The organism is Rhodococcus ruber (genome assembly GCF_027270735.1).
GTDB lineage: Bacteria > Actinomycetota > Actinomycetes > Mycobacteriales > Mycobacteriaceae > Rhodococcoides > Rhodococcoides rubrum_A.
Map to the genome: position 1 here is coordinate 11,601 of NZ_JAPWIJ010000004.1, position 20,834 is coordinate 32,434.

Here is a 20,834-nt window from a genome sequence, read left to right on the forward strand (position 1 = left end):
AAGTTGTCAGTCCGCGTGCTTTGTCTGCCCGCCACACCTTTTGTCCCAGTCGACCATGCTGCTCTCCAGCGGTGTCCCGTGGCTGCGGAACACGAGGTACACGACAACAACGGTGGCCAGGACCGAGACGCCGGCGATCGCCGAAGCCGGTGGAATACCCGAGTTGAGTTCCGTTCGCGCCGAGTCCGTGAGTTTGCCGCCAGCGCGTCGGAAACTCGTCCTGCCGCATCTCTAGCAGCGCTGAGGCTTCTCCCTGCATCTGCCGCTTGGCCTGTACAAACCTTACGACACCAGACTTGCATGGCAAGAAACGCGTGAATGAAAGAGAGCTATTCGAGATGACGACCAGTACCTCCGGGACCGCGGTGGCCTCCTACGCGCCGACGGCCGAGTTCACAGCGCAGGCGAACGCCGGAGCAGACCTCTATGTCGCCGCGGAGAAGGATCGACTCGGGTTCTGGGCGGAGCAGGCCCGCCGGCTGCACTGGCACACCCCGTTCACCGAAGTCCTCGACTGGTCCGACGCTCCCGTGGCGAAGTGGTTCGCCGACGGCGAGCTCAACGTCGCCTACAACTGCGTCGACCGGCATGTAGTCGACGGCCACGGAGATCAAGTGGCCATCCACTGGGAGGGCGAGCCCGGCGACAGCCGCGACGTCACGTACTCGGATCTGCTCGCCGACGTCAGCCAGGCCGCCAACACTCTGACCGAACTGGGCCTCGTCTCCGGCGATCGCGTCGCGATCTACATGCCGATGATTCCCGAGGCCATCGTCTCGATCCTCGCCTGCGCACGCCTCGGGCTCACCCACTCGGTCGTCTTCGCCGGGTTCTCCGCCACCGCGCTGCGCTCGCGCATCGACGACGCCGAAGCCAAACTCGTCATCACCACCGACGGCCAGTGGCGTCGCGGCAAGCCCGCCCCCATCAAGGACACCGTCGACGAGGCCGTCGACGGAGCGGCGTCCATCCAGAACGTTCTGGTCGTCAAGCGGACCGACTCCGACGTCGCCTGGACCGACGGACGCGACCTCTGGTGGCACGAGACCGTGGCGAAGGCGTCGAAAGAGCATGAGGCACAGCCGTTCCCGGCCGAGCACCCGCTGTTCATCCTCTACACGTCCGGCACGACGGGTAAGCCCAAGGGCATCATTCACACCTCCGGCGGTTACTTGACCCAGACCTCGTACACCCACCACAACGTCTTCGATCACAAGGCCGGCACGGACGTCTACTGGTGCACCGCCGACATCGGCTGGGTCACCGGGCACTCCTATATCGTCTACGGACCGCTCTCGAACCGCGCCACCCAGGTCGTCTACGAGGGCACCCCCAATTCGCCCGACGAGCACCGGCATTGGAACGTCGTCGAGAAGTACAAGGTCTCGATCTACTACACCTCTCCCACCCTGGTGCGCACATTCATGAAGTGGGGCAAGGAGATTCCCGAGGCCCACGATCTGAGCTCGATCCGCCTGCTCGGGTCCGTCGGCGAGCCGATCAACCCCGAGGCGTGGCGCTGGTTCCGCGACGTCGTGGGCGGGGGCAGCGCCCCGATCGTCGACACCTGGTGGCAGACCGAGACCGGTGCGATCATGATCTCCCCGCTCCCCGGCGTCACCGCCACCAAGCCCGGCTCGGCGATGACCCCGCTGCCCGGTATCTCCGCCAAGATCGTCGACGACGACGCCAAGCCTTTGGGCAACGGCGGCAACGGCTACCTCGTCCTCGACGAGCCGTGGCCGGCGATGCTGCGCGGAATCTGGGGCGACATGGAGCGCTACAAGGACACCTACTGGTCCCGCTACGCCGAGGAAGGCTGGTACTTCGCCGGCGACGGTGCCAAGTACGACGAGGACGGAGCCCTGTGGGTCCTCGGCCGCGTCGACGACGTCATGAACGTCTCCGGCCACCGCATCTCGACGTCCGAGGTCGAGTCGGCCCTGGTCAGCCATCACAGTGTCGCCGAAGCAGCTGTCGTCGGTGCCGCCGACGAGACCACCGGTCAGGGCATCGTCGCGTTCGTCATTCTGCGCGCAGGTGTGGAGAACACCGGCGACGAACTCGTCAAGGAACTCAAAGCTCAAGTCTCGAAAGAGATTTCACCGATCGCCCGGCCACGCGAGATCTCCATCGTGCCCGAGCTGCCGAAGACTCGATCCGGCAAGATCATGCGCCGCCTACTGCGTGACGTGGCCGAGGGCCGCGAACTGGGTGACGTCTCCACCCTCGTCGACCCGAAGGTGTTCGAGGGAATCAAGAAGGGACGCTGAAGTAGTTGAAGAACAACTGATCCCCTTCGCAGCCATGAGCACTGCACTGCTATCGGCTCCCTCACCTCCAACAAAAGGTAGTCCGACGCCCTGACCTCTTCAGCACTGCGCCATAGGCAGGCCGAGGTGATTCCCGCCGGGCGTCTGACGAGCAAGAGCGATTGGAAGCGATCATGGAAGCCGTGGTTGCGTAGTACCGCGTACAAATTCCGTTCGGCGCGCTTCGCCCGGCGGGACCGAGCTGCCGACATCTCTGTCGTACATCACCGACAACGAAGTGTCCAAGCATCCGGAGGAGTTCGGCAAGGGTGTCATCGAGGGTGTCGCAAAGCCGGTGGCGGGCAACAATGCCTCTGCGGCAGGAACCCTCGCGCCGATCCTGTCCTTGCGTCTTCCCGCGAATGCAACTGCAGCAGTCATACTCGCCGGGTTCGCGTCGTACGAAGTTCAGGCCGGACCGACGTTGTCTCGACAAGGGATCACTACTGATCTGGACGTTGATCGCGAGCTTCTCACCATCGGACCACGAGTGGAACGTCAACTGGGCCGAACGCTGCAGCTCGGCGGTGCCGGGTGAACAGCGTCCTTCCACCGGCAAACGTCCTCGAGCGCTTCGTGATCGAAGAACCCCTGGATCAGATCATCGACTGAGCGCAGTCCAGGCGCAGCAGCCTCTGCTGCGTGGCGGCCACCACGGCGCTCGCGCGTGAGCCGGCATCCATCTTGCGCAGGATGCTCTCCACGTGCGATGTCACCGTCCGCACCGAGATCGACCGCGGTACGGCGATCTCGCGATTGGAATGCCCGGACGCCATTGCCGACAGGATGTCGAGTTCTCTGGCGGACAGCCCATACGGAATGGGGTCCACCAGGACCTCCTGGACCAAGGCGGCCTCGTGCAGGCCCGAGTCGACAACGCGTGTCAGCGTCACCGATGACCACTTGTGATCAGTGGGCCACAGGCCGACCATGGCCGGGTTCAACGACCGCAAGAACCGTGCGACGACCGCGCCGAAGCGGGGGTCGACCACTGCGCCGGGGGCTGGGAAGCCATCGACCGGCCTCAGCTGTCCATGGCGGTCGATCACGCCAACCATGGCACCTTCGGGAGCCGGGGGCAGCAGAGCCGGCGGGCGGTCGGCGAGGGTGAGGCGGGAAAGTACCGTCGACAACGCCGAAACAAGTTCTTGCGCTCGATGATCGAATGTACCGGCCGATGTGGCCGATACGTGGAGCATCCCCGCATAAGCCCCGTCTTCGCGGTACAGACGAGTCGTCATACCGTCCCGGAATCCCGCAGGGCCCAGCACCTCGCAAAACGTGGGGGTATCGCGGTAACTCGGCAAGTCATCTATCCGCACCGGGCCGGACGCAATCTCCAAGACGCGATTTTCATCCGATGCCATGTACGGGTCGCCAAGAAATTCAACAGTCTCGGCGCGGTAGCCCGCGCTGGCAATCGGTCGATGCCGCCGTAGAGAACTGTCCCAAGCCAGAAGCGCCGCAGCCTCATGGTGCGTTCCCTGCTGCAGGAGCGTCAGAACGTCCCTGCCGGCATCGGCGTAGCCGGCGCAACCCGCTGCATAGGACACATCGGTGAGAACCTGCGTGTAGAGATCAGTCATGGCACTCCTCGAGCGCTATCCGTTCAGTAATCAAAGCATCGAATCGTCGCTCTGTCGCGCTGTATCACGACGCCTCACGGCTGCATTCGTCGACGCGCTGTGGACACGTCCGAAGGTCGCTACGGAACTTTCGAGGACCGGGGAGTGCAACGAGAGGTACGCGGTAGGTCCGACGATGCGCCGCGCATCGACCGATAATGACGCCAGTCCGACGAGTGCCTCGGGGCCGCGAACACTGGCGGTCTACTGATTCTGGCTGAGGACGGCCACATTGGCGTCCAGCCATTCTTTGACGAACAAGAATACAGACATGCCTGCACCCATCTCACAACTGATTGTCCGGCAATCCAACAACTACAGTACTGCGGCCGTTCGATGAAAGTCAACGATGGTAGGCGACTGTGGTGGTGTACCCGGACAACTGGCCGACCGGCCGGCTCAGCCGGTTGCATTCCGCTGTCCCAGTGTCGGTGCACGGTGTGGACTGCAAAACCTGCAAAACTCAGGTCGACGGAGGCTGTCCAACTGGTCCTATTCCGCACATGTATCCATTTGATTTCTCGTCGCTCGTACAGCCGGTCCGGGGCTCGGGTCCCTGATGGTGCACACGACACGCTTGTCCGATCCGTTGGCCGTTGTCGCGGTTGACGAGGCAGCGGGGCGGACGCTGTGCGTCCGCACCTTCACGTTGTCTGCGAGTGCCTTGGAGTCGTCTATTCACTCCGTAGCGCCCGCAGGGCGCGTAGGTGCACTGCTGCCCACGAGCGGAACGGTCTCCACCCCTCGGTGATCTCGTCGATCGAGCGTCCTGTGCCGTAGCGTTTGGTGATTTCGTCGCTCAAATGTTTCTCGTTGCGCGGCAGCACATCTGGGAAGTTCGCCCCGCGAATCACCACGAGCTCGGCCGAGAACGGTCCCATGCCCAGGATCGTCTGCACCTGGACGAACGCTTCGGTCCAATGCAACGAGCGCAGGTGGGAGCCGGAGAGCTGGCCGTCGAGAGCGGCCTCGGCTATCGCTTGCAGGTACTCGGCCTTGCGCCCGGGCAGATCGAGTGACGCTGCGAGCAGGGTGGCCGGAGACGGAAAGGCTCCATCATCACCGAGTTGCTGCGTGAGTCGCGTCTTGATCGCCGCCGCCTGTTGTATCGGCAGGCGTTGCGTCAGCACCGACCACACGGCCGCTTCGTAGGGCGAGAAGAAGCCGCAGGGCCGGAACCCACTGAGCTGTGCCTGTGCATCGGCAATGACCCCATCGCGCGCCGCGACGTCGGGCCAACCGCGTCCATCGATGTCTATCGAGAGCAGCCGACGAACCTGCTCGGTCGCGGCGTCGAGCTCGCCCTGGCCCTCGACGACTATGCGGACAGACGGCCCGTCCTGGGTGATGACGGCATCGACTCGTTGCCAGTCGGTATCGCAGAGAAAGGCGGTGTGAATGCCCGCGGTCGGCGTTTGGGATACGAGTCTGCCAGGGGTGAAACCCTCCCAGAATCGCTTGCTGGTCTCGAGCGACCAGGGCCCGGCAATCTCGTGAATGCTCTCGAGTCGAGTCATGAATCAGGCCTTCTCGTGCAGAGCGATGGTGAATCCGTCGGCCGTCAGGGTGTCGCGGACCTGTAGTGGGAAGAAGCCGGGGCCGCTCGCGCTGATGAGTCTCTCCTTCTCGGTGTCGACATTCTGACATGTTGAACAGGTCAGACTGTTCAGCTTTCCTGCATCGATTTCGCAGTCGAATCGAGTATGGGCCCAGCCTGTCGCAATGCCGAACTCGCCCGAGGAAACTTCTTGACCGGACGGGTGCCAGGAGTTCGCGGACCTTTGCCGATGCCCCGGGATCGACTCTCGGACGGGCCATGTGAGGCCGAACTCGATCACGATGTCTTCGTCGCTCCCTCTGTGGTAAAGACTGAACCCCAGCATTTCTCGTCAGACTCGAGATTCTCCGGACACGGTGGGCCACGCTCTTTGCTTAGCCGTGTACGAAGACCGAGCATGCAATTGCGGGTCGGTCTGATGCCGTTGTCGGTCGAACGTTTGTATGCTCGACTTCTACCGAATGGTCATGTCCGCAAATCCTTCCCATCGGCACGTCATGCATGCTGCATAGTCGCTGGTGATGTTGTCGGTTGGTGTCACCGCCCGCTGCACCACTTCTGCCTGACAGCGGCCGCCGCAGGATGGACATCTCCGAGCGAAGTCGGATTCAGGGATGAGCCGGTATGTGGGCACAAACGTTCAGCTCCTCGTGGGTCCCGACCCTGAGTGAGGAATATCGTGTTGGGCGTTGTGCCCGATCGTATTTTGTTGATGGCTGCAGAGCCGGATGTACCCGGTCCGAGTTTCGTATTTCTGTGCGCTCGAAACTGACTTCTCCTCGAGTTTCGAGCTGAGCGCGATATGGAGCTCATCGGGCGGGCGCTTGGTGGACCCGCAATCAGCCTTTGGTGAAGAGCCGCTTCGATCGGATCCGTGTCCCTGGCGTCAGGGGTCGACAACGCCCGGCAGTGCGTTATTCCTGGACCGACGACTGACGCCAGAAACAGACCCAGCTTGTCAAAGCCGATCCGACAGGAATTCGCGCAATGCCGTCACGAAACGCTGATGCTGTTCGATCTGAGTCCAGTGACCGCACTTGCCGATCCCGTAAAGCCGGGCATTGGCCAAGTGTTCGAAGAACCACAGCGCCGAGTCGAAGGTAACGAACCGGTCTTCACGGCCATGAACGATCAGCACCTCGTGAGTGATAGCAGCTGCCTCGTCGGGCGTCAGTGACCACGGGTCGGAAGCGTTGAGACCGGCGAACGTGGCGACGTGGGATCGCGTCACATCCGGCCTCGACACGTGGGCCATCCGGCGTTCCGCCACTTGGCGGAGCTCATTTCCGAACAAAGATGGGTCGTAGACGAACGCCTCGAGCAGTGCGGTCATCGCCTCGGTGCTGGGCTTCTGGTAGAACCCGGCGAGCGCCGGAATCGAAGGCCCGGCAGGAATCGGTGCACCGCCCGATCCCATGAGCACGATTTTGTCGAGGCGATCGGGAATCCTTCGAGCAAGCTCGAGCGACCAGATCCCTCCCATGGAATTGCCGACGGGGGTAACACGTTCCAAGCAGAGCACGTCCAGCAACGCGATGAGGCTGTCGACCCGCGCAGTCGTGAACGCAGCCAGGCCCTGGGGAGGCGGATTCGGGTGCGTCGAGTCACCGAATCCAAGGACGTCGGGTGCCAAGCAGTAGTAGTCGTCGCTCAGGTCGCCCAGCACGGCCGACCAGTTGGACATGCCCGTCGCTCCAGGCCCGGACCCATGCAGGAACAGCACCGCCGGGCGGGAAGGATCTCCCGCCTCGTTCAGCAGTAATCGATGGTCTCCAACGGTCACATTTCGGGTGGTGACCGTCTTCGCCGTAGTCATTCTCATTTCAGACCTCCTCAACGAGGACGATCATCGGGCCTGCCGAGCTATGCGTCCAAGCTCGGTTCCGATCGATGGAACGCGTGGCCCCGACGCCCCACGCCGACGTCACGGTCGCCCATCTCGTTCATCCCTGGCAATTGTCAACTGTTGCAACAGTATCCAGGTTGGCTCGCGCACCCGAGGGGTAGCGGTAACATCGGATCGCGCGCGCCGAAGCAACAAACATGGTGGGTTGAACACGGACGATCTCGCTGTTGTCTTGTCATGGCGGTCGGAGCGGCGGCGCAGTCCACCGGATCCGAGGTGGCTTCGCTGCTTACCGCACCTTGGAAAAGTTGGTCGTCAGTTCACCGATAATGTCATCCCACAGCGCTTCGGGTATGTCGTGGGCCATCCCAGCGAACGTCACCCAACGGGACCCACGAATTGCCTTGGCGGCCGCACGGCCACACGTGGGGCGCATCATCTTGTCTGCTTGCCCATGAATCACCACTGTGGGGGCGGTAATCTTCTTGTCGTAGCGCACCAGGCTGCCGGTGCCGAGCATGGCGGCGTACTGGCGCGCGACTCCGTCGGGGTTGTAAGAACGGTCGTATGCCTCCGTGGCAACGGCGACCATCTGCTCCTTCGACGCTGGGTAGCCCGGGCTGCCGACGATCTTTGCGGTCCGCACAGCGTTGGCGATGACGCCCCCGCGCGAGGTGTCTTTGGACCGCGTCGTCGCCGCCCGCATCTGTTTCAAGGCCGGCAGGGGCAGCAGTGCCCGGTTATTGCTGGTGAAGATCAGGCCCAGAGTCTTGGTGCGGTGCTGATGCGTGGCTGCGAAAATCTGCCCGATCATTCCGCCCATCGACCCGCCGACGACGTGCGCCTTCTTGATCTGTAGATGGTCGAGCAGCGCCGCAGCGTCGTCGGCCATGTCCTCCAGTGTGTAGCCGGCCGCGTTTCGCAGTCCGACCTGGAAACGCAGCAGTCGGGGCAATAGCTTCGCGCCCGTGTCAAGGCCATCGAGCTTGCTGGAGAGCCCGATGTCGCGATTGTCGAAACGGATGACGCGGTACCCCTGATTCACCAGACGCTCGCAAAAACCCGTGCGCCAGTAAACCAACTGCGCACCCAGCCCCATGATCAGGAGAACCGCGGGGTCGTTCACGTCGCCCATGTCCTCGTAGGCGATGTCGAGCTCGCCGGATTTGGCGATGCCGGTGCGGATGTCCATCAGGCCTCCAATTGGTAGGAAATGCTCGCGGCTGACCTCGACCCCGAAGATGGATAGGTCGACCATCAGGGGTGGGGCAATCGATATCTGTTGTCCCGGGCTACTTCTCGAAAACAGGGCCAGTGCTCCTCCGAGGAGCCGGCGTGTAGCTCGGTGTACTGCTCGATTCGCCCGACGGCCTGAGGTGACTGATCTTTCGAGTGGTGACTGGGGTGGTCGACGCGATCCTAGGTACCAGCACGAAGGATCGTCGGCTGTCGGTTCCGATGGCTGGAACGTCGGGGTGCCACGACTGATTCGCAACCGCCTCAGGTTCACTTCCAGCGAATGGAACAGCGGATTGTCACCTCGATCGCTCGTCCGGAAGATCGAATTCGAGCAATGACCGAACCGTTGAATCAGTTGCCTGCGCGCTACAGGCGCTCGCGACACTACTGAGAGGGGCCCCGTGCCCAAGGGTTTGATCGCGCTGGCGATCGCGTCGTTCGGCATCGGCTTGACCGAATTCGTCATCATGGGGCTCCTGCCGAACATTGCCACGGAGTTCGCCGTGACAGAAGCCGTCGCAGGATGGCTGATCTCCGGCTACGCCCTCGCTGTCGTCGTGGGCGCACTCGTCGTGACGGCGGCGGTGACGCGGCTTCCACGCAAAGCCGTTCTCATCGGGTTGATGGGTCTGTTCATCGCAGGCAACCTACTGTCGGCGCTGGCCCCGAGCTATGCGGTACTGATGGGCGGTCGAGTTCTGGCGGCACTGTGTCATGGAGCGTTCTTCGGTATCGGGTCCGTGTTCGCCGCCAACATGGTTCCTGCCCATCGCAAAGCCGGTGCCATTGCCCTCATGTTCACTGGGCTCACTGCAGCCAACGTTCTTGGGGTGCCGTTCGGAACGCTACTGGGGCAGCAGTTCGGTTGGCGAGCGACGTTCTGGGCGATCACGCTCATCGGGGTGATTGCCACGGCCGGCATCGCTGTCCTGGCACCCAGAGATGATATGCAGGCCGAGTCGGCCCCGAGCCTGCGGCGCGAGATGAGGGCATTCACTCGCCTGCAGGTGTGGTTGTCGATCGCAGTGACCATCCTGGGATTCGGTGGCGTGTTCGGTGCGTTCACTTACATTGCCTTCACGCTGACAGAGGTTTCGGGATTCGCCTCCTCGACCGTGCCGTGGCTCCTGGTGCTTTTCGGTGTCGGGGGCTTCATCGGAAACGTCGTCGGAGGCAAGGCCGCGGACCGGTCGGTCGACCGGGCGCTGATCGTGTTCATCGCCGCTCTGGCCGTGAGCTTGGTGGGGTTTGCGCTCACTGCGCACAGCCGGCCTGCCACCATCGTCGCGCTGCTGGCGATGGGAGCCGCCGCCTTCGGCAGTGTTCCTGCCCTGCAGATGCGTGTCATGACGTTCGGTGATGAGGCACCGACGATGGCCTCGGCCGCCAACATCGGCGCATTCAACCTCGGCAATGCCCTCGGTGCCTGGATCGGCGGCCTTACCCTCACCGCCGGCTTCGGCTACACCTCACCTATCTGGGCCGGTGCCGCACTTACCGCATCCGCCCTACTGGTTCTCTGTGTCGCAATCACCTCGGGTAGCCGGACGAAGAACAACGGCCTGACGGCGTCCCCAGGAATACCGCGCCCGGTGAGCTGATCGAAATCTGGTAGGACCGCGTGCCGGCTACCTGTCATGAGACCTCGGATCCATCCGGTGATTGCAATGGACCGGAGTCATCGGTGAAAGCTGTTCGAATCGGCAGCAGTCGGTCAGCGAGATATCCGGATGAAGAGCGATCGCGAGTGAAGACGTTCCAACTGCCAGGTGGTAACCACTGTAGAGGTCACTGATTCCGACCACCGGAACGGTGTATATCGAACATGTTGCTGTGCAATTAATTTCGCAGCAGTCTCGACTGTGCGTCGTCGAAATACGTAAAGTGAAAGGTTCCCGATATGAGTGCTTTCCTCGGTCTTGGGATGACCCATTACCCCATGATCATCGGCGACGACGAGCACATGGCGGGCGTGCTTCGGTGGACGCTGCAGGACCCCGACATCCCCGACGAAGCGAAGGACACGGCGAACTGGCCGGCATCGATGGTCGCGGACTGGTCCGACGACGATGGGGCCGCTGCCGCCGCTCGACATCGAGATGCGTTGCGAGTCAACCTCGCAAAATGCCGGGAGGCGCTCGATGCCTTCCAACCCGACCTGGTGGTCGTATGGGGCGACGATCAATACGAGAATTTCCGCGAGGAGGTCGTGCCGCCGTTCTGCGTGCTCGCCTACGACGATCTCGATGTCCATCCCTTCACGATGGTGAACGAACAGGGCAATCCGAACTACTGGGGCTTGCCGAAGGACTCGACTTTCGTTCTGCATGGAGACGCAGCCGCCTCTCGCTCACTGGTCGACGCATTGCTCGTCGACGGATTCGACATGGCGTACTCCTACCGCAAACGCGAAGGCGAGAAATTTCCGCATTCCATCATGAACACACAGCTATTTCTGGATTACGACAACGTCGGCCGAGGGTTTCCGTATCCGATAGTGCCGATGACTGTCAATTGCTACGGCGAGCACGCAATAGCGCGCCGTGGCGGTTTCACCAGATTTGCCGACATTGCTGTCGAGCAATTGGACCCGGCAGGTCCGTCTCCCAAACGGTGCTTCGATCTGGGCCGCGCTGTTGCCCGCGCGTATCGCGACACGGACAAGCGAATCGCGATGGTGGCGTCGTCGAGTTGGTCTCATGCATTTCTGCACGACAGGGGTTGGCACATAAGGCCCGACACGGCCGCCGATCAGAAGCTCTACGACGCATTGGTTGTCGGCGACTTCGAAGCCTGGCAGAGCGTGACGACCCGGGAGATCGTCGACGCCGGACAGCACGAGATGCTCAATTGGTTCTGCCTGCTCGGTGCCGTCGCCGAGCTGGGACTGACTTTGACCTGGTCCACCTTGGTCCCTTCCGACGTCTTCAACTCCAACAAGTGCTTTGCCGTCTACGAGGAGCAGGAATGACAACAATCGACGATCCAGTGGCCGCCGCCGTTCTCTCCGGATCAACGCTGGTAAGAGAGGATTCGGCCCAGGGGCGATTCCGGGTAAATCGCGACGCAATGACGTCCTCCGAGATTTTCGACGAAGAGCGTAGGAAAGTCTTCGACCACTCGTGGCTGTACGTCGGACACGAGTCCGAGGTCCCCAATCGCGGTGACTATGTACGTCGCTCCGTCGGTGGACGTCCACTCTTCATGGTTCGTGGTTCCAAGACCGGCGAGGTCAACGTCTTCCACAACACCTGCACTCATCGTGGTGCGGTGGTGTGCCGACAAGACAACGGCAACAGTAAGACATTCCAGTGCTTCTACCACGCTTGGACTTTCAACAGTGAAGGTAGTCTGGTCGGGGTCCCGGACCGCGAAGCCTATGCAGGCACTCTCGACATGGGCCAACTCGGCCTGGCGCGGCCGGCCCGATCGGAGAGCTACCGGGGCTTCGTCTTCGCGAGCTACGACCCCGACATCGTCGACTTGACGACATACCTGGCTGATGCGCGCCCGTATCTCGACAACATCATCGACGCCCAACGCGATGCTCAGATCCTCCGCGGAACCCACGAGTACAACATGCAGGCCAACTGGAAACTGTTGGTAGAAAACAGTATCGATGGATACCATGCCGTTCCCACGCACGACACCTACTTCAAGTATCTTGCCGACCTCGGCACGGATTTGGGTGAAGGGGTGCACGGAGAGGGGCGAAGTCTCGGCAATGGGCACGCGGTAATCGAGTACCGCGGCCCGTGGGGGCGACCAATAGCCAAGTGGGAGGCGCTTTTCGGGGAGGATGCGAAGCCGGAAATGGCAAGCGCGCGCGCTGATCTGGCGAAGAAGTTCGGTGAAGAGCGCGCGACGCTGATGTGTGACTACAACCGAAACCTGTTGATCTACCCTAATTTGATCATCAACGACATCATGGCTCTGACCGTGCGAACATTCATGCCGACCTCCCCGACGAACGTCGACGTCACGGCATGGCAGATGGCACCCTCGGATGAACTTCCCGAAGTTCGGCAACGCAGGCTGGACAGCTTCCTGACCTTCCTCGGGCCCGGCGGATTCGCGACTCCCGACGACATCGAAGCGCTGGAATCATGTCAGCAAGGGTTCGCGAGCGGGGGAGTCGAGTGGAACGACATCTCGCGCGGGATGGACCGCAATCCCAAAGCAACCGACGAGGAACAGATGCGCGCGTTCTGGCGTCGCTGGCGCGATCAGATGGACGGGCGGCGATGAACATGTCCCAGCTCTCCGCGATTTCCGAAGTCACGCGTCAAGATGTCGAAGACTTGCTCTTCGAGGAGGCGGAGCTACTCGATGACTGGAAGCTCGATCAGTGGCTCACGATGTACACCGACGATGCCCGGTACGTCGTACCTCCGACCGACGACCGTGACGCCGATGCGTCCTCGTCGCTGATGCTCATAGACGACAACAGGATGCGCATGGGTGCGCGGGTGGATCGGCTGAACAGCCGTAAGGCACATCGCGAGTACCCACATTCGAACCTGCGGCACCTCGTGTCCAACGTCCGACTCGACTCTCCGGACCGAGACGAGCTGTCGGTGAAAGCATCGTTCGCTGTGTATCGAAGCCGTGCCGGTCGGGATATGTGCTACTTCGGACGCTACCGCTACCTGCTGGTGATCATCGACGGCAGACTTCTGATCCGATCCAAGAGGGTCGAACTCGATATGACCACGCTGCGCTCGACCGGTGATGTGGGAGTGATCCTGTGACTCGTTCAGATATGACGGGCACCCATTTCGACGCCGCGAACCCGGCGATCGGCAAACGCGTCGTTGCGGGCGGAATCGACACCAATTATCTCGATGAAGGGAGAGGCAGCGGTGTGCCTGTCGTTCTTCTTCACGGGTCCGGTCCCGGAGTATCCGGCTACGCCAACTGGCGATTGACGATACCCACGCTCGCTGTCGACCGCCGAGTCCTGGCTCCCGATCTCGTCGGCTTCGGTTACAGCGAACGGCCCAGGGACTACCGGTATGTCATGGACGCCTGGATCGGTCAGGTCCAGGACTTCGTCGATGCTCTCGGTCTCGATCGATATTCATTGGTAGGCAACAGCTTCGGTGGCGCACTGGCCCTTCGCCTGGCCGCCGAGAATCACGACCGAATCGACCGTTTGGTGTTGATGGGAAGTGTGGGTGTCCCGTTCGAGATCACCGAGGGCCTCGACGCAGTGTGGGGTTACGAACCTTCCGTGGACGCGATGCGCCGCGTGCTCGATTACTTTGCTCACAACCGTGCGTTGATCGACGACGACCTCGCTGAAGCACGCTACCAAGGCAGCATCCAACCTGGTTTTCACGAGTCCTACGCGGCGATGTTTCCTGCTCCGCGTCAGCGCTGGGTCGACGCGATGGTCACCGATGACGACGCGATCCGTTCCATCACTTGCCCGACCTTGATCGTGCACGGACGCGAGGACAAAGTCATTCCGAGATCGACGTCGGCCCGTCTGTTCGACTTGATTCCCGACGCCCGTTTGCACATGTTCGGGCGATGCGGCCACTGGACCCAGATCGAACATGCTGCGGAGTTCAACGCACTGGTGTCGTCTTTCCTGGCCACGTGAAACCGCTGATGCTCGACTCGGGTTCCTGTCGTCAGTAGCCGAACGGTTTCGAGTTCGTCGACGTTTGTGACCACGTAATCGTCGGGGGGCATCGCGGACGGGCCGTCAGCACGGCGGCCGGAGCCGGGAAGTCCGGTGTTTCCAAGAGTGGGGTCTTCGTGCCGGGCATCGACAGGGTGCCGCAGCCCCCGTCGACGAAGTGGTCTCCGCTTGATCGTCCTGATCGAGCGGAAGGGCAGGAAGCGGGTGGGTGTGACTACTGATACGACCACGAGGAAGGCCGCCGTGTACGGGGCCGTCCGTTTGTCGGTTGCAGATGCGCTGCAGATACTCGAACGCAAGATGGGACCCGCATGAATACTGTCGAGCAGCCGACCACCGTGCCGGACCTCACTCTGGCGGACCGGTGCACATACTGGGCCTCGCTCACCCCGAACGCGCCGTGCCTCACCTCCGGAGAGACGAGCCGAAGTTGGGCCTCCGTGATGGAGCGCTGCCGGTGCCTTGCCGCTGGTCTGGCGTCGCACGGGCGCGGTGCGCGGATCATCTACCTGGGCCGTAACAGCACGGTCTTCATCGAACTTGCAATTGCCTCGTCATTGGCCGGCACGGTGCTCACGGCAGTCAACTGGAGGCTCGCGGCACCGGAGATGGCACAGATAGTCGAGCATTCGACTTCTGCGCTGGCCTTCGTCGATCACGAGTTCGCCGAGCGGTGGGCCGGCGCGTGGTCGGCCTCGCCGATCCCCACCGTGTATTTCGGCGGCGGCGGCGATGAGTACGAGCACTGGCTGGCGGAGCACGAGCCGATCGCACCACATCACCCGGGGCCGACACCCGACGACATCGCCTTGCAGATGTACACCTCCGGCACGACTGGTCTACCCAAAGGGGCGCTGTTCAGCCACGCTGCATTGAAGGGTGTCGAACTGAGCGCTGGTGCGATGAAGGTCACGAACGACTCGACCATGCTCGTGGTCATCCCAATCTTTCACGCGGGGGGTGCCGGCGCTGCAATGATTGCTTTGCGTGCGGGCGCACACCTCGTGATGTCCGCTGACACGTCCGCCGACGCCCTCGCGACCGCGGTAGAGCGCTACGCCGTCACGTGCATGATGCTGGTACCGACACTCCTGAACGAAATGCTGTCGCGGCCTACCGCGATGGCTCGCGACCTCAGCAGCCTCCAGGTGATCTCCTACTGCGGGTCACCCATCACACCGACGCTGCTCGCGCGGTGCCTCGAGGAATTCGAGTGTGGTCTGGTGCAGCTCTACGGACTGACGGAAGTCACCGGCATCTCGGTGTTGCAGATCGAGGATCACCTCGATACCGGGCACCCCGAACGACTGCGGTCGGTCGGACGTGCTCTCCCGGGAGTGGTCATCAAGATCATCGACCCTATGAGCGGCGCCGACGTAGGCCCGGGCGAAACCGGTGAAATTTGCGTCATGGCCCCAACGGTGATGAGCGGCTACTTCCAGGCACCCGAACGCACTGCCGAGATGTTCACCGGCGACGGATTCCTGCGCACGGGCGACGGAGGCTACGTACTGGACGGCTACCTCTACCTCCGCGACCGCATCAAGGACATGGTCATCAGCGGAGGCGAAAATGTGTATCCCGTGGAGGTCGAAAAGGTCCTGGTGGCATGCCCCGGCGTGGCCGACGTGGCCGTGATCGGTGTGCCGTCCGACCGATGGGGCGAGACCGTCAAGGCCATAGTGGTGCCGACCACGGATGGTGCATGCACCGTCGAGGGGGTAATGGCGTTCGCCCGGCTGCACTTGGCCGGTTACAAGTGTCCTACCTCCGTGGAGCTGGTCAACGCCCTACCGCGGAACGCCTCCGGCAAGTTGCTCAAGCGCGTCGTACGCGAACAGGACTGGATCGCGTCGCACCGCGTATAGGCATTGTCCGCACCATCGATCAAGCCCGGCCCCCAACTGAGGGCCGGGCTTGATCGGTGGTGCTTTCCGAGATCAGCCGACGTCGGCGGTTGCCGCGTCGTCGGCAGGGGACAGCTCGAGACGCTTGCCGTTGAACGGGAGGCCGAGAGGATCCTTCTCCTCGGGGGGCAGCACCTCGCCCGTCACGAGTTCGTTCCACCTCCGCCACCACGTGCGCATTTGCAACTCGTCCTGGCCGGAGACGACCGAAGAGGACATACCGCGTGAAATATCGGACCAGCCCAGCTCCTTGTACGTCGCGAACCCGCGCTGAGCACTCTCGAGGGCCTCGACATCATCGGGCGACGCCAAGCCGCCGGGGCCCCAGAAGGTCAGGAAGTTGTCGAGTCGCTGTGCGAGCAGGTCCGGGCCCTCCTCCGGAGGCACGATGTGCCACGCGCTCACCTCCATGTAGTCGGGGGTGATCGGGTCGATCTTGCGTATGACGACCCCCATGACGAGGTCGATGATGATCAAATTGGGGAAGATCACCAGATTGCGTTGGCCGCGCAAACGAGTCGCCCAGTCGTCGCCGTGCTTCTCGGCGATAGCCGCGTATCGCGCCGCGCGTTCGGCGTGGCCCTCCGGTGACAGCGGACGCCCCAGGAGCTCTTCCGAACCGGGAGGCGACGCGACAACGGCATGCCCGTTTCCGAGCGCGATACCGCGCTCCTTGCCGACCAACGACAAGTCCAAGCCGTCCCTGGAAGCCGACACCATCTCGAAGTATCGCTGGTGGGTCGATAATGCGTGGTAGCCGTCGATACTGTTCTCTACCAGCAACTTCCAGTTGGCCTTGACCGAGTATTCGTGTGTTCCCTCGATGACCTGCATGCCCAATTCGGACTGGTCGGCGATGAGGTCGATGTACTCCCTGGCTCCGGCCAGGTACGTCTCCAGATCGACGATGTCGGGATCGAAGCTCGCGAACACGAAGCCTCGATAAGACGACAGACGCGGAGGCTTGGCCAGACCCGGGCGCTCGAAGTTCTCCCCGTAGGATTGGTCACCCGGCATCGAGACCTGCTCGCCGGCGATGTTGAACGTCCAACCGTGGTAGAAGCACGTCATGAACCGAGCGTTGCCTTCGGGCTCGCGGCAGATCATGGCCCCGCGGTGCGGGCACGAGTTGAGCCACACGCGGATTTCGCCCTTGCCGTCGCGAGCGAAAATAATGGGCCGTCCGGCCAGCTTCCGCGTCTTGAAGCTGTGAGGTTTCGCCAGCTCGGACTCGTGACCGACATAGAGCCAGCTCTTGTCGAACACATTCTTCTGCTCCTGCATCAGAACGGCAGTGTCGATCATGGTCTCGCGGTTCACCTTGAACTGCGGCATTTCGCGGTCGTCGAGTACGTATTCGGACATGTCACATCTTCCTGTTGATGGGTCGGTGTCGGTGTGGGGCTTGGCTGCCGAAGGTCATGAGAGAGAGCGCCGCGCGTTCCAGGCGAGCGCGAGGGGGGTCAGCCGCGGCTGCACCCGAAGATTGAGCCACTCGATCGTGCGCTGCCAGTAGTCGTAGGACGCGGCGATCTCGATCGACTCACTGGACGGCCGATGGAAGTCGTCACCGACACTCGGGTACCGAACCAGTTGGGTGAAGACGGGGGAGTCTTCCCGCAGGACCGTCTCGAGCTCGTCGCAGGCTGTCGCAGGAGCCGTCAGGTCTTCCTCGCCGAACAAGCCGAGCCACGGGGTTCGGACCAGCGGCGCGAGGCGGGCAACGGCGGCGGACAGATGACCGTCACCTGCGGCAATCGCGGTCGGCGAAACACTGATGGCCGCACCGAGCCCGAAGCGTGCGCTCGCCGACAACGCCACGCGGCCACCGAGACCGTATCCGAGGAGCGCTGTCTGCTCGCTTTCCCAACCGCGCCGAGCGACGTGGGCCAGTAGTGATTCCACAACGCTCTCGAGTTGGTCTTCGGTGCCGTCGATTCCGCGTAGGTCGGCTGCTACGCCTTCGTAACCGTGGGTCGCGAGGTCGTTGAGGTGCTGAGTGGAATCGGACTCGAAGTCGCCTCCGGGGCCGAGTAGCAGCAACACTGCGCTGCGGGGGATGCCGCCCAGGTCGATCTGGGAGATGGCCACAGACCCGAGCTGCGAGTCGACAGTGTCCTCGCGCGGTCTGATGCTAACGGCAGATGCCATGAACAGAACTCCTGATGTCGTCGAGCCGGACCGAGGCGCGGATAACCGGGAGTTCGAATAGTCCTGCTCCGTGGCAGGCCCCGGAATGACCTGTCCCGCGCACTGGAACGCACGTGGACGTAGCAGGCGGCGGGGCTGTCTACACGCACTCGTCACCTGAGCCCCGAGCATGACGGCGACGGTTCCACCCATCGGCACGCGACGTTGAGGCCCAGCGTGTTCGGCTCGAACATCGTGTCCATGGGAACTTTGATTGTCGGTGCATCCGTGGCCGGCGTCCGTACCGCCCAAGCGCTTCGCGACATGGGCTACACCGAGTCCATCACCATGCTCGGCGAGGAGCGTCACTCCCCGTACGACAAGCCGCCGATCTCCAAGGACATGCTGGGCACCGGGACCGGTGCTCCGGTGCCGCTGCTGAGCGACGAGCAACTCGTCGAGCTCGATGTCGACCTGCGGCTCGGAGTCCGGGCGGAGAGCCTGGATCTCGTCAACCGGTTCGTTATCGCATCGGACGGACTGGAGTACCCATTCCACGACTTGGTCATAGCAACAGGAGTGACACCCAGGACGCTGCCGGGAAGCGAGAATTTGCGGGGGGTTCACACTCTTCGGACAGCAGACGACGCGCACACTGTGAGATCGCAGCTGATGACGTCCACGCACGTCGTGGTGATCGGCGCGGGCTTCATCGGTGCCGAGTTCGCCGCGGCGGCGCGGTCGCATGGTGTGCGTGTCGATATGGTCGAGCCGCAGCAGATCCCGATGGCGCATGTTCTCGGCGACGTGGTGGGGGCCGAGCTGAGCCGTCTCCACGTCCTGAACGGAGTGACGGTGCACACCGGCGTCGGGGTCGCGGCCCTGGTCGGTGATGGTCAGGTAGAAGGCGTCACTCTCACCGACGGGCGGACGCTGCGCGCAGACCTCGTCGTGGTGGGCATCGGTGCCATACCGGCGACCGGTTGGCTGGAGTCGTCCGGCCTGCCTCTCGACAACGGTGTCGTCTGTGACGCGCGCCTGCGGGCCGAGGGTGCCGAGCACGTATATGCCGCAGGCGATGTTGCACGTTGGCCGAGTCCGCACGCCGACGGGCTCGTGCGTATCGAGCACTGGACCAATGCAAACGAGCACGGTGCGATCGTCGCGGCGTCCATAACAGGTGCCCCGGTGACACCATCCCCACCGCCGCCCTATGTGTGGTCCGACCAGTACGGGCAGCGGATCCAGATAGCAGGACGCCCCGCGGAAGGCGAGCTCGCCCGTGCTGTAGGTGCCGTCGACAGCCCACCGTATGCGGCGATTTACACGTCTCCCGAAGGCCGAGTGGTCGGTGCGCTGGTAGTCGACGATCCACGCCTGTTCATGAAGTGCCGCAAAGCAATCACCACAGGATCGACGGTCGACGGCCTCGACATCGTCCTCGGTCTCGACCCCGCCAACTGACCAACCGGTCCAGCTCATTCGCGTCGCCGAACGGCAACGCGGGAATTCGAAGAGGAGAGTTCAATGGCATTGACAGAAGAAGGCATCATCGAGGTTCCGGGCATGTCGAGTCAGTGGGTCCGTCTCGGCAACGGTGCCAAAGCGCACTACATGTTCGCCGGTGAGACCGGCCCCGCAGTTCTACTACTGCACGGCGGCCTCCCCGGTTCGTCGGGTTCGGCCGGCTGGCGTTACATCGCGGCCAACTTGGCGCAGAACGGATTTCGGGTCTACTGCCCGGACATGCCGGCGTTCGGCCTGTCCGATACTGCCGAGCAGTACCGGCCGAAGGGGCTGCACGACCACACCGACTTCATCCAGATGTTCGTCACCGCCGTCGGGCTGGACAAGTTCCATATCTCCGGCAATTCGATGGGGTGCATGAACACCGTCTCCTACGTGACGGCTCACCCCGAGAGAGTGCTGAGCTACGTGCTGATCGCCGGCGACATCGGTGATATCACGGAGGGCCTCGAGAAGCCCAAGGGCCGTTTGGATTTGACGGTCTACGACGGGACGAAGGACGGCATGCGAAAGATGATGTCGTCGATCCTGCATCGCCCCGAATCCATCAACGACGACCTCGTCGAAATGCGCTACCAAGCGGCCGCGCGCCATGCGGAGGCTTACCCCGAGTTTCTCCCGAACGTACATGCGTTCGCGGGATTCAAAGCGTGGGACGACGAGAACCTTCGCGCGCGGATGTCGACCAAGGGCCGGTTCGACAAGATGACCATTCCAGGGATCTACCTGTACGGCCGGCAGGACGTGCTGACCCCTGTTGAATGGGGCTTCGTGCAGGAAGAGCGACTACCGAACGTGCAGTTCTTTTACCCGGACGAGTGCGGACATCAGGGGCAGACGGACCGCCCCGACTTGTTCAACCCCGTGTACTTGGAGTTCTTCCGCGATGGACAGGTCTCGCGCGCCACGGCTGACGCCGCCGGCGTCTCGGACCGGCGTCCCGAGATCAAAGAGCTTGTGGCACAAGCCTGATCGACCGGACCGCCAACCACGCCGGGACGGCAATCCTGGCCGTCGTCCCGGCCACCGGTGCCGTGCTC

At 62.7% G+C, this 20,834-nt stretch carries 16 protein-coding genes and 1 pseudogene; 10 read left to right on the plus strand and 7 right to left on the minus strand.

What is annotated here, in order from left to right; translation table 11 throughout:
- The first annotated feature begins 338 nt into the window (after positions 1 to 338).
- Positions 339 to 2,273 (plus strand): acetate--CoA ligase, encoded by a 1,935-nt coding sequence (acs, locus tag O4220_RS10040; protein WP_269603703.1) that lies wholly within the window; start codon positions 339 to 341, stop codon positions 2,271 to 2,273.
- A 105-nt stretch (positions 2,274 to 2,378) separates the two neighbouring features.
- A pseudogene (locus O4220_RS10045) lies at positions 2,379 to 2,782 on the plus strand (tripartite tricarboxylate transporter permease); the annotation flags it as partial.
- A gap of 126 nt (positions 2,783 to 2,908) precedes the next feature.
- On the opposite strand, the gene O4220_RS10050 reads toward O4220_RS10045, so the two are convergent.
- The 5 genes from O4220_RS10050 to O4220_RS10070 form a co-directional block, all read right to left on the minus strand.
- Positions 2,909 to 3,898, minus strand: coding sequence for a helix-turn-helix transcriptional regulator (locus O4220_RS10050; RefSeq protein ID WP_269603705.1), 990 nt, complete (start codon positions 3,896 to 3,898; stop codon positions 2,909 to 2,911).
- A gap of 713 nt (positions 3,899 to 4,611) precedes the next feature.
- Positions 4,612 to 5,454 (minus strand): DNA-3-methyladenine glycosylase family protein, encoded by an 843-nt coding sequence (locus tag O4220_RS10055; protein WP_135045942.1) that lies wholly within the window; start codon positions 5,452 to 5,454, stop codon positions 4,612 to 4,614.
- Positions 5,455 to 5,457: 3 nt separating this feature from the next.
- Entirely contained in the window at positions 5,458 to 5,775 is a 318-nt protein-coding gene (locus O4220_RS10060) for a hypothetical protein (RefSeq protein WP_269603709.1), read from the minus strand.
- A 678-nt stretch (positions 5,776 to 6,453) separates the two neighbouring features.
- Entirely contained in the window at positions 6,454 to 7,317 is an 864-nt protein-coding gene (locus O4220_RS10065) for an alpha/beta fold hydrolase (protein ID WP_269603711.1), read from the minus strand.
- 313 nt (positions 7,318 to 7,630) lie between these two features.
- On the minus strand, positions 7,631 to 8,533 hold the full coding sequence (locus tag O4220_RS10070) for an alpha/beta fold hydrolase (protein WP_269603713.1): 903 nt from the start codon (positions 8,531 to 8,533) through the stop codon (positions 7,631 to 7,633).
- A gap of 448 nt (positions 8,534 to 8,981) precedes the next feature.
- On the opposite strand from O4220_RS10070, the gene O4220_RS10075 reads away from it, so the two are divergent.
- From O4220_RS10075 to O4220_RS10100, 6 genes are all read left to right on the plus strand, one after another.
- A complete protein-coding gene (locus O4220_RS10075) occupies positions 8,982 to 10,181 on the plus strand; it encodes an MFS transporter (RefSeq protein WP_135045946.1) in 1,200 nt (399 codons plus the stop codon).
- A gap of 299 nt (positions 10,182 to 10,480) precedes the next feature.
- Positions 10,481 to 11,551, plus strand: a complete 1,071-nt coding sequence (locus tag O4220_RS10080) for an extradiol ring-cleavage dioxygenase (RefSeq protein ID WP_135045948.1) — start codon at positions 10,481 to 10,483, stop codon at positions 11,549 to 11,551.
- A complete protein-coding gene (locus O4220_RS10085; protein ID WP_269603717.1) occupies positions 11,548 to 12,828 on the plus strand; it encodes an aromatic ring-hydroxylating oxygenase subunit alpha in 1,281 nt (426 codons plus the stop codon). Before O4220_RS10080 ends, O4220_RS10085 begins: the two co-directional genes overlap by 4 nt.
- Positions 12,825 to 13,331: an aromatic-ring-hydroxylating dioxygenase subunit beta gene (locus O4220_RS10090; RefSeq protein ID WP_135045952.1), complete on the plus strand. Its 507-nt coding sequence runs from the start codon at positions 12,825 to 12,827 to the stop codon at positions 13,329 to 13,331. The genes O4220_RS10085 and O4220_RS10090 overlap by 4 nt, the downstream gene beginning before the upstream one ends.
- 11 nt (positions 13,332 to 13,342) lie before the next feature.
- Complete coding sequence (locus O4220_RS10095) at positions 13,343 to 14,188, plus strand: alpha/beta fold hydrolase (protein WP_135046260.1); 846 nt, start codon at positions 13,343 to 13,345, stop codon at positions 14,186 to 14,188.
- A gap of 353 nt (positions 14,189 to 14,541) precedes the next feature.
- The gene (locus tag O4220_RS10100; protein ID WP_269603720.1) at positions 14,542 to 16,098 is read left to right on the plus strand and encodes an AMP-binding protein; all 1,557 of its coding nucleotides are present in this window, start codon (positions 14,542 to 14,544) and stop codon (positions 16,096 to 16,098) included.
- A gap of 72 nt (positions 16,099 to 16,170) precedes the next feature.
- Here O4220_RS10100 and O4220_RS10105 read toward each other — a convergent pair whose 3' ends face one another.
- Positions 16,171 to 17,502 (minus strand): aromatic ring-hydroxylating oxygenase subunit alpha, encoded by a 1,332-nt coding sequence (locus O4220_RS10105; RefSeq protein ID WP_269603722.1) that lies wholly within the window; start codon positions 17,500 to 17,502, stop codon positions 16,171 to 16,173.
- 54 nt (positions 17,503 to 17,556) lie between these two features.
- A complete protein-coding gene (locus tag O4220_RS10110; RefSeq protein WP_269603724.1) occupies positions 17,557 to 18,288 on the minus strand; it encodes a dienelactone hydrolase family protein in 732 nt (243 codons plus the stop codon).
- Positions 18,289 to 18,528: 240 nt separating this feature from the next.
- Here O4220_RS10110 and O4220_RS10115 point away from each other — a divergent pair, with 240 nt between their 5' ends.
- Positions 18,529 to 19,731 carry an NAD(P)/FAD-dependent oxidoreductase gene (locus tag O4220_RS10115; RefSeq protein WP_269603726.1) on the plus strand — a complete coding sequence of 401 codons (1,203 nt, stop codon included), beginning with the start codon at positions 18,529 to 18,531 and terminating at the stop codon, positions 19,729 to 19,731.
- A 63-nt stretch (positions 19,732 to 19,794) separates the two neighbouring features.
- A complete protein-coding gene (locus O4220_RS10120) occupies positions 19,795 to 20,766 on the plus strand; it encodes an alpha/beta fold hydrolase (RefSeq protein WP_269603728.1) in 972 nt (323 codons plus the stop codon).
- Positions 20,767 to 20,834 lie beyond the last annotated feature (68 nt).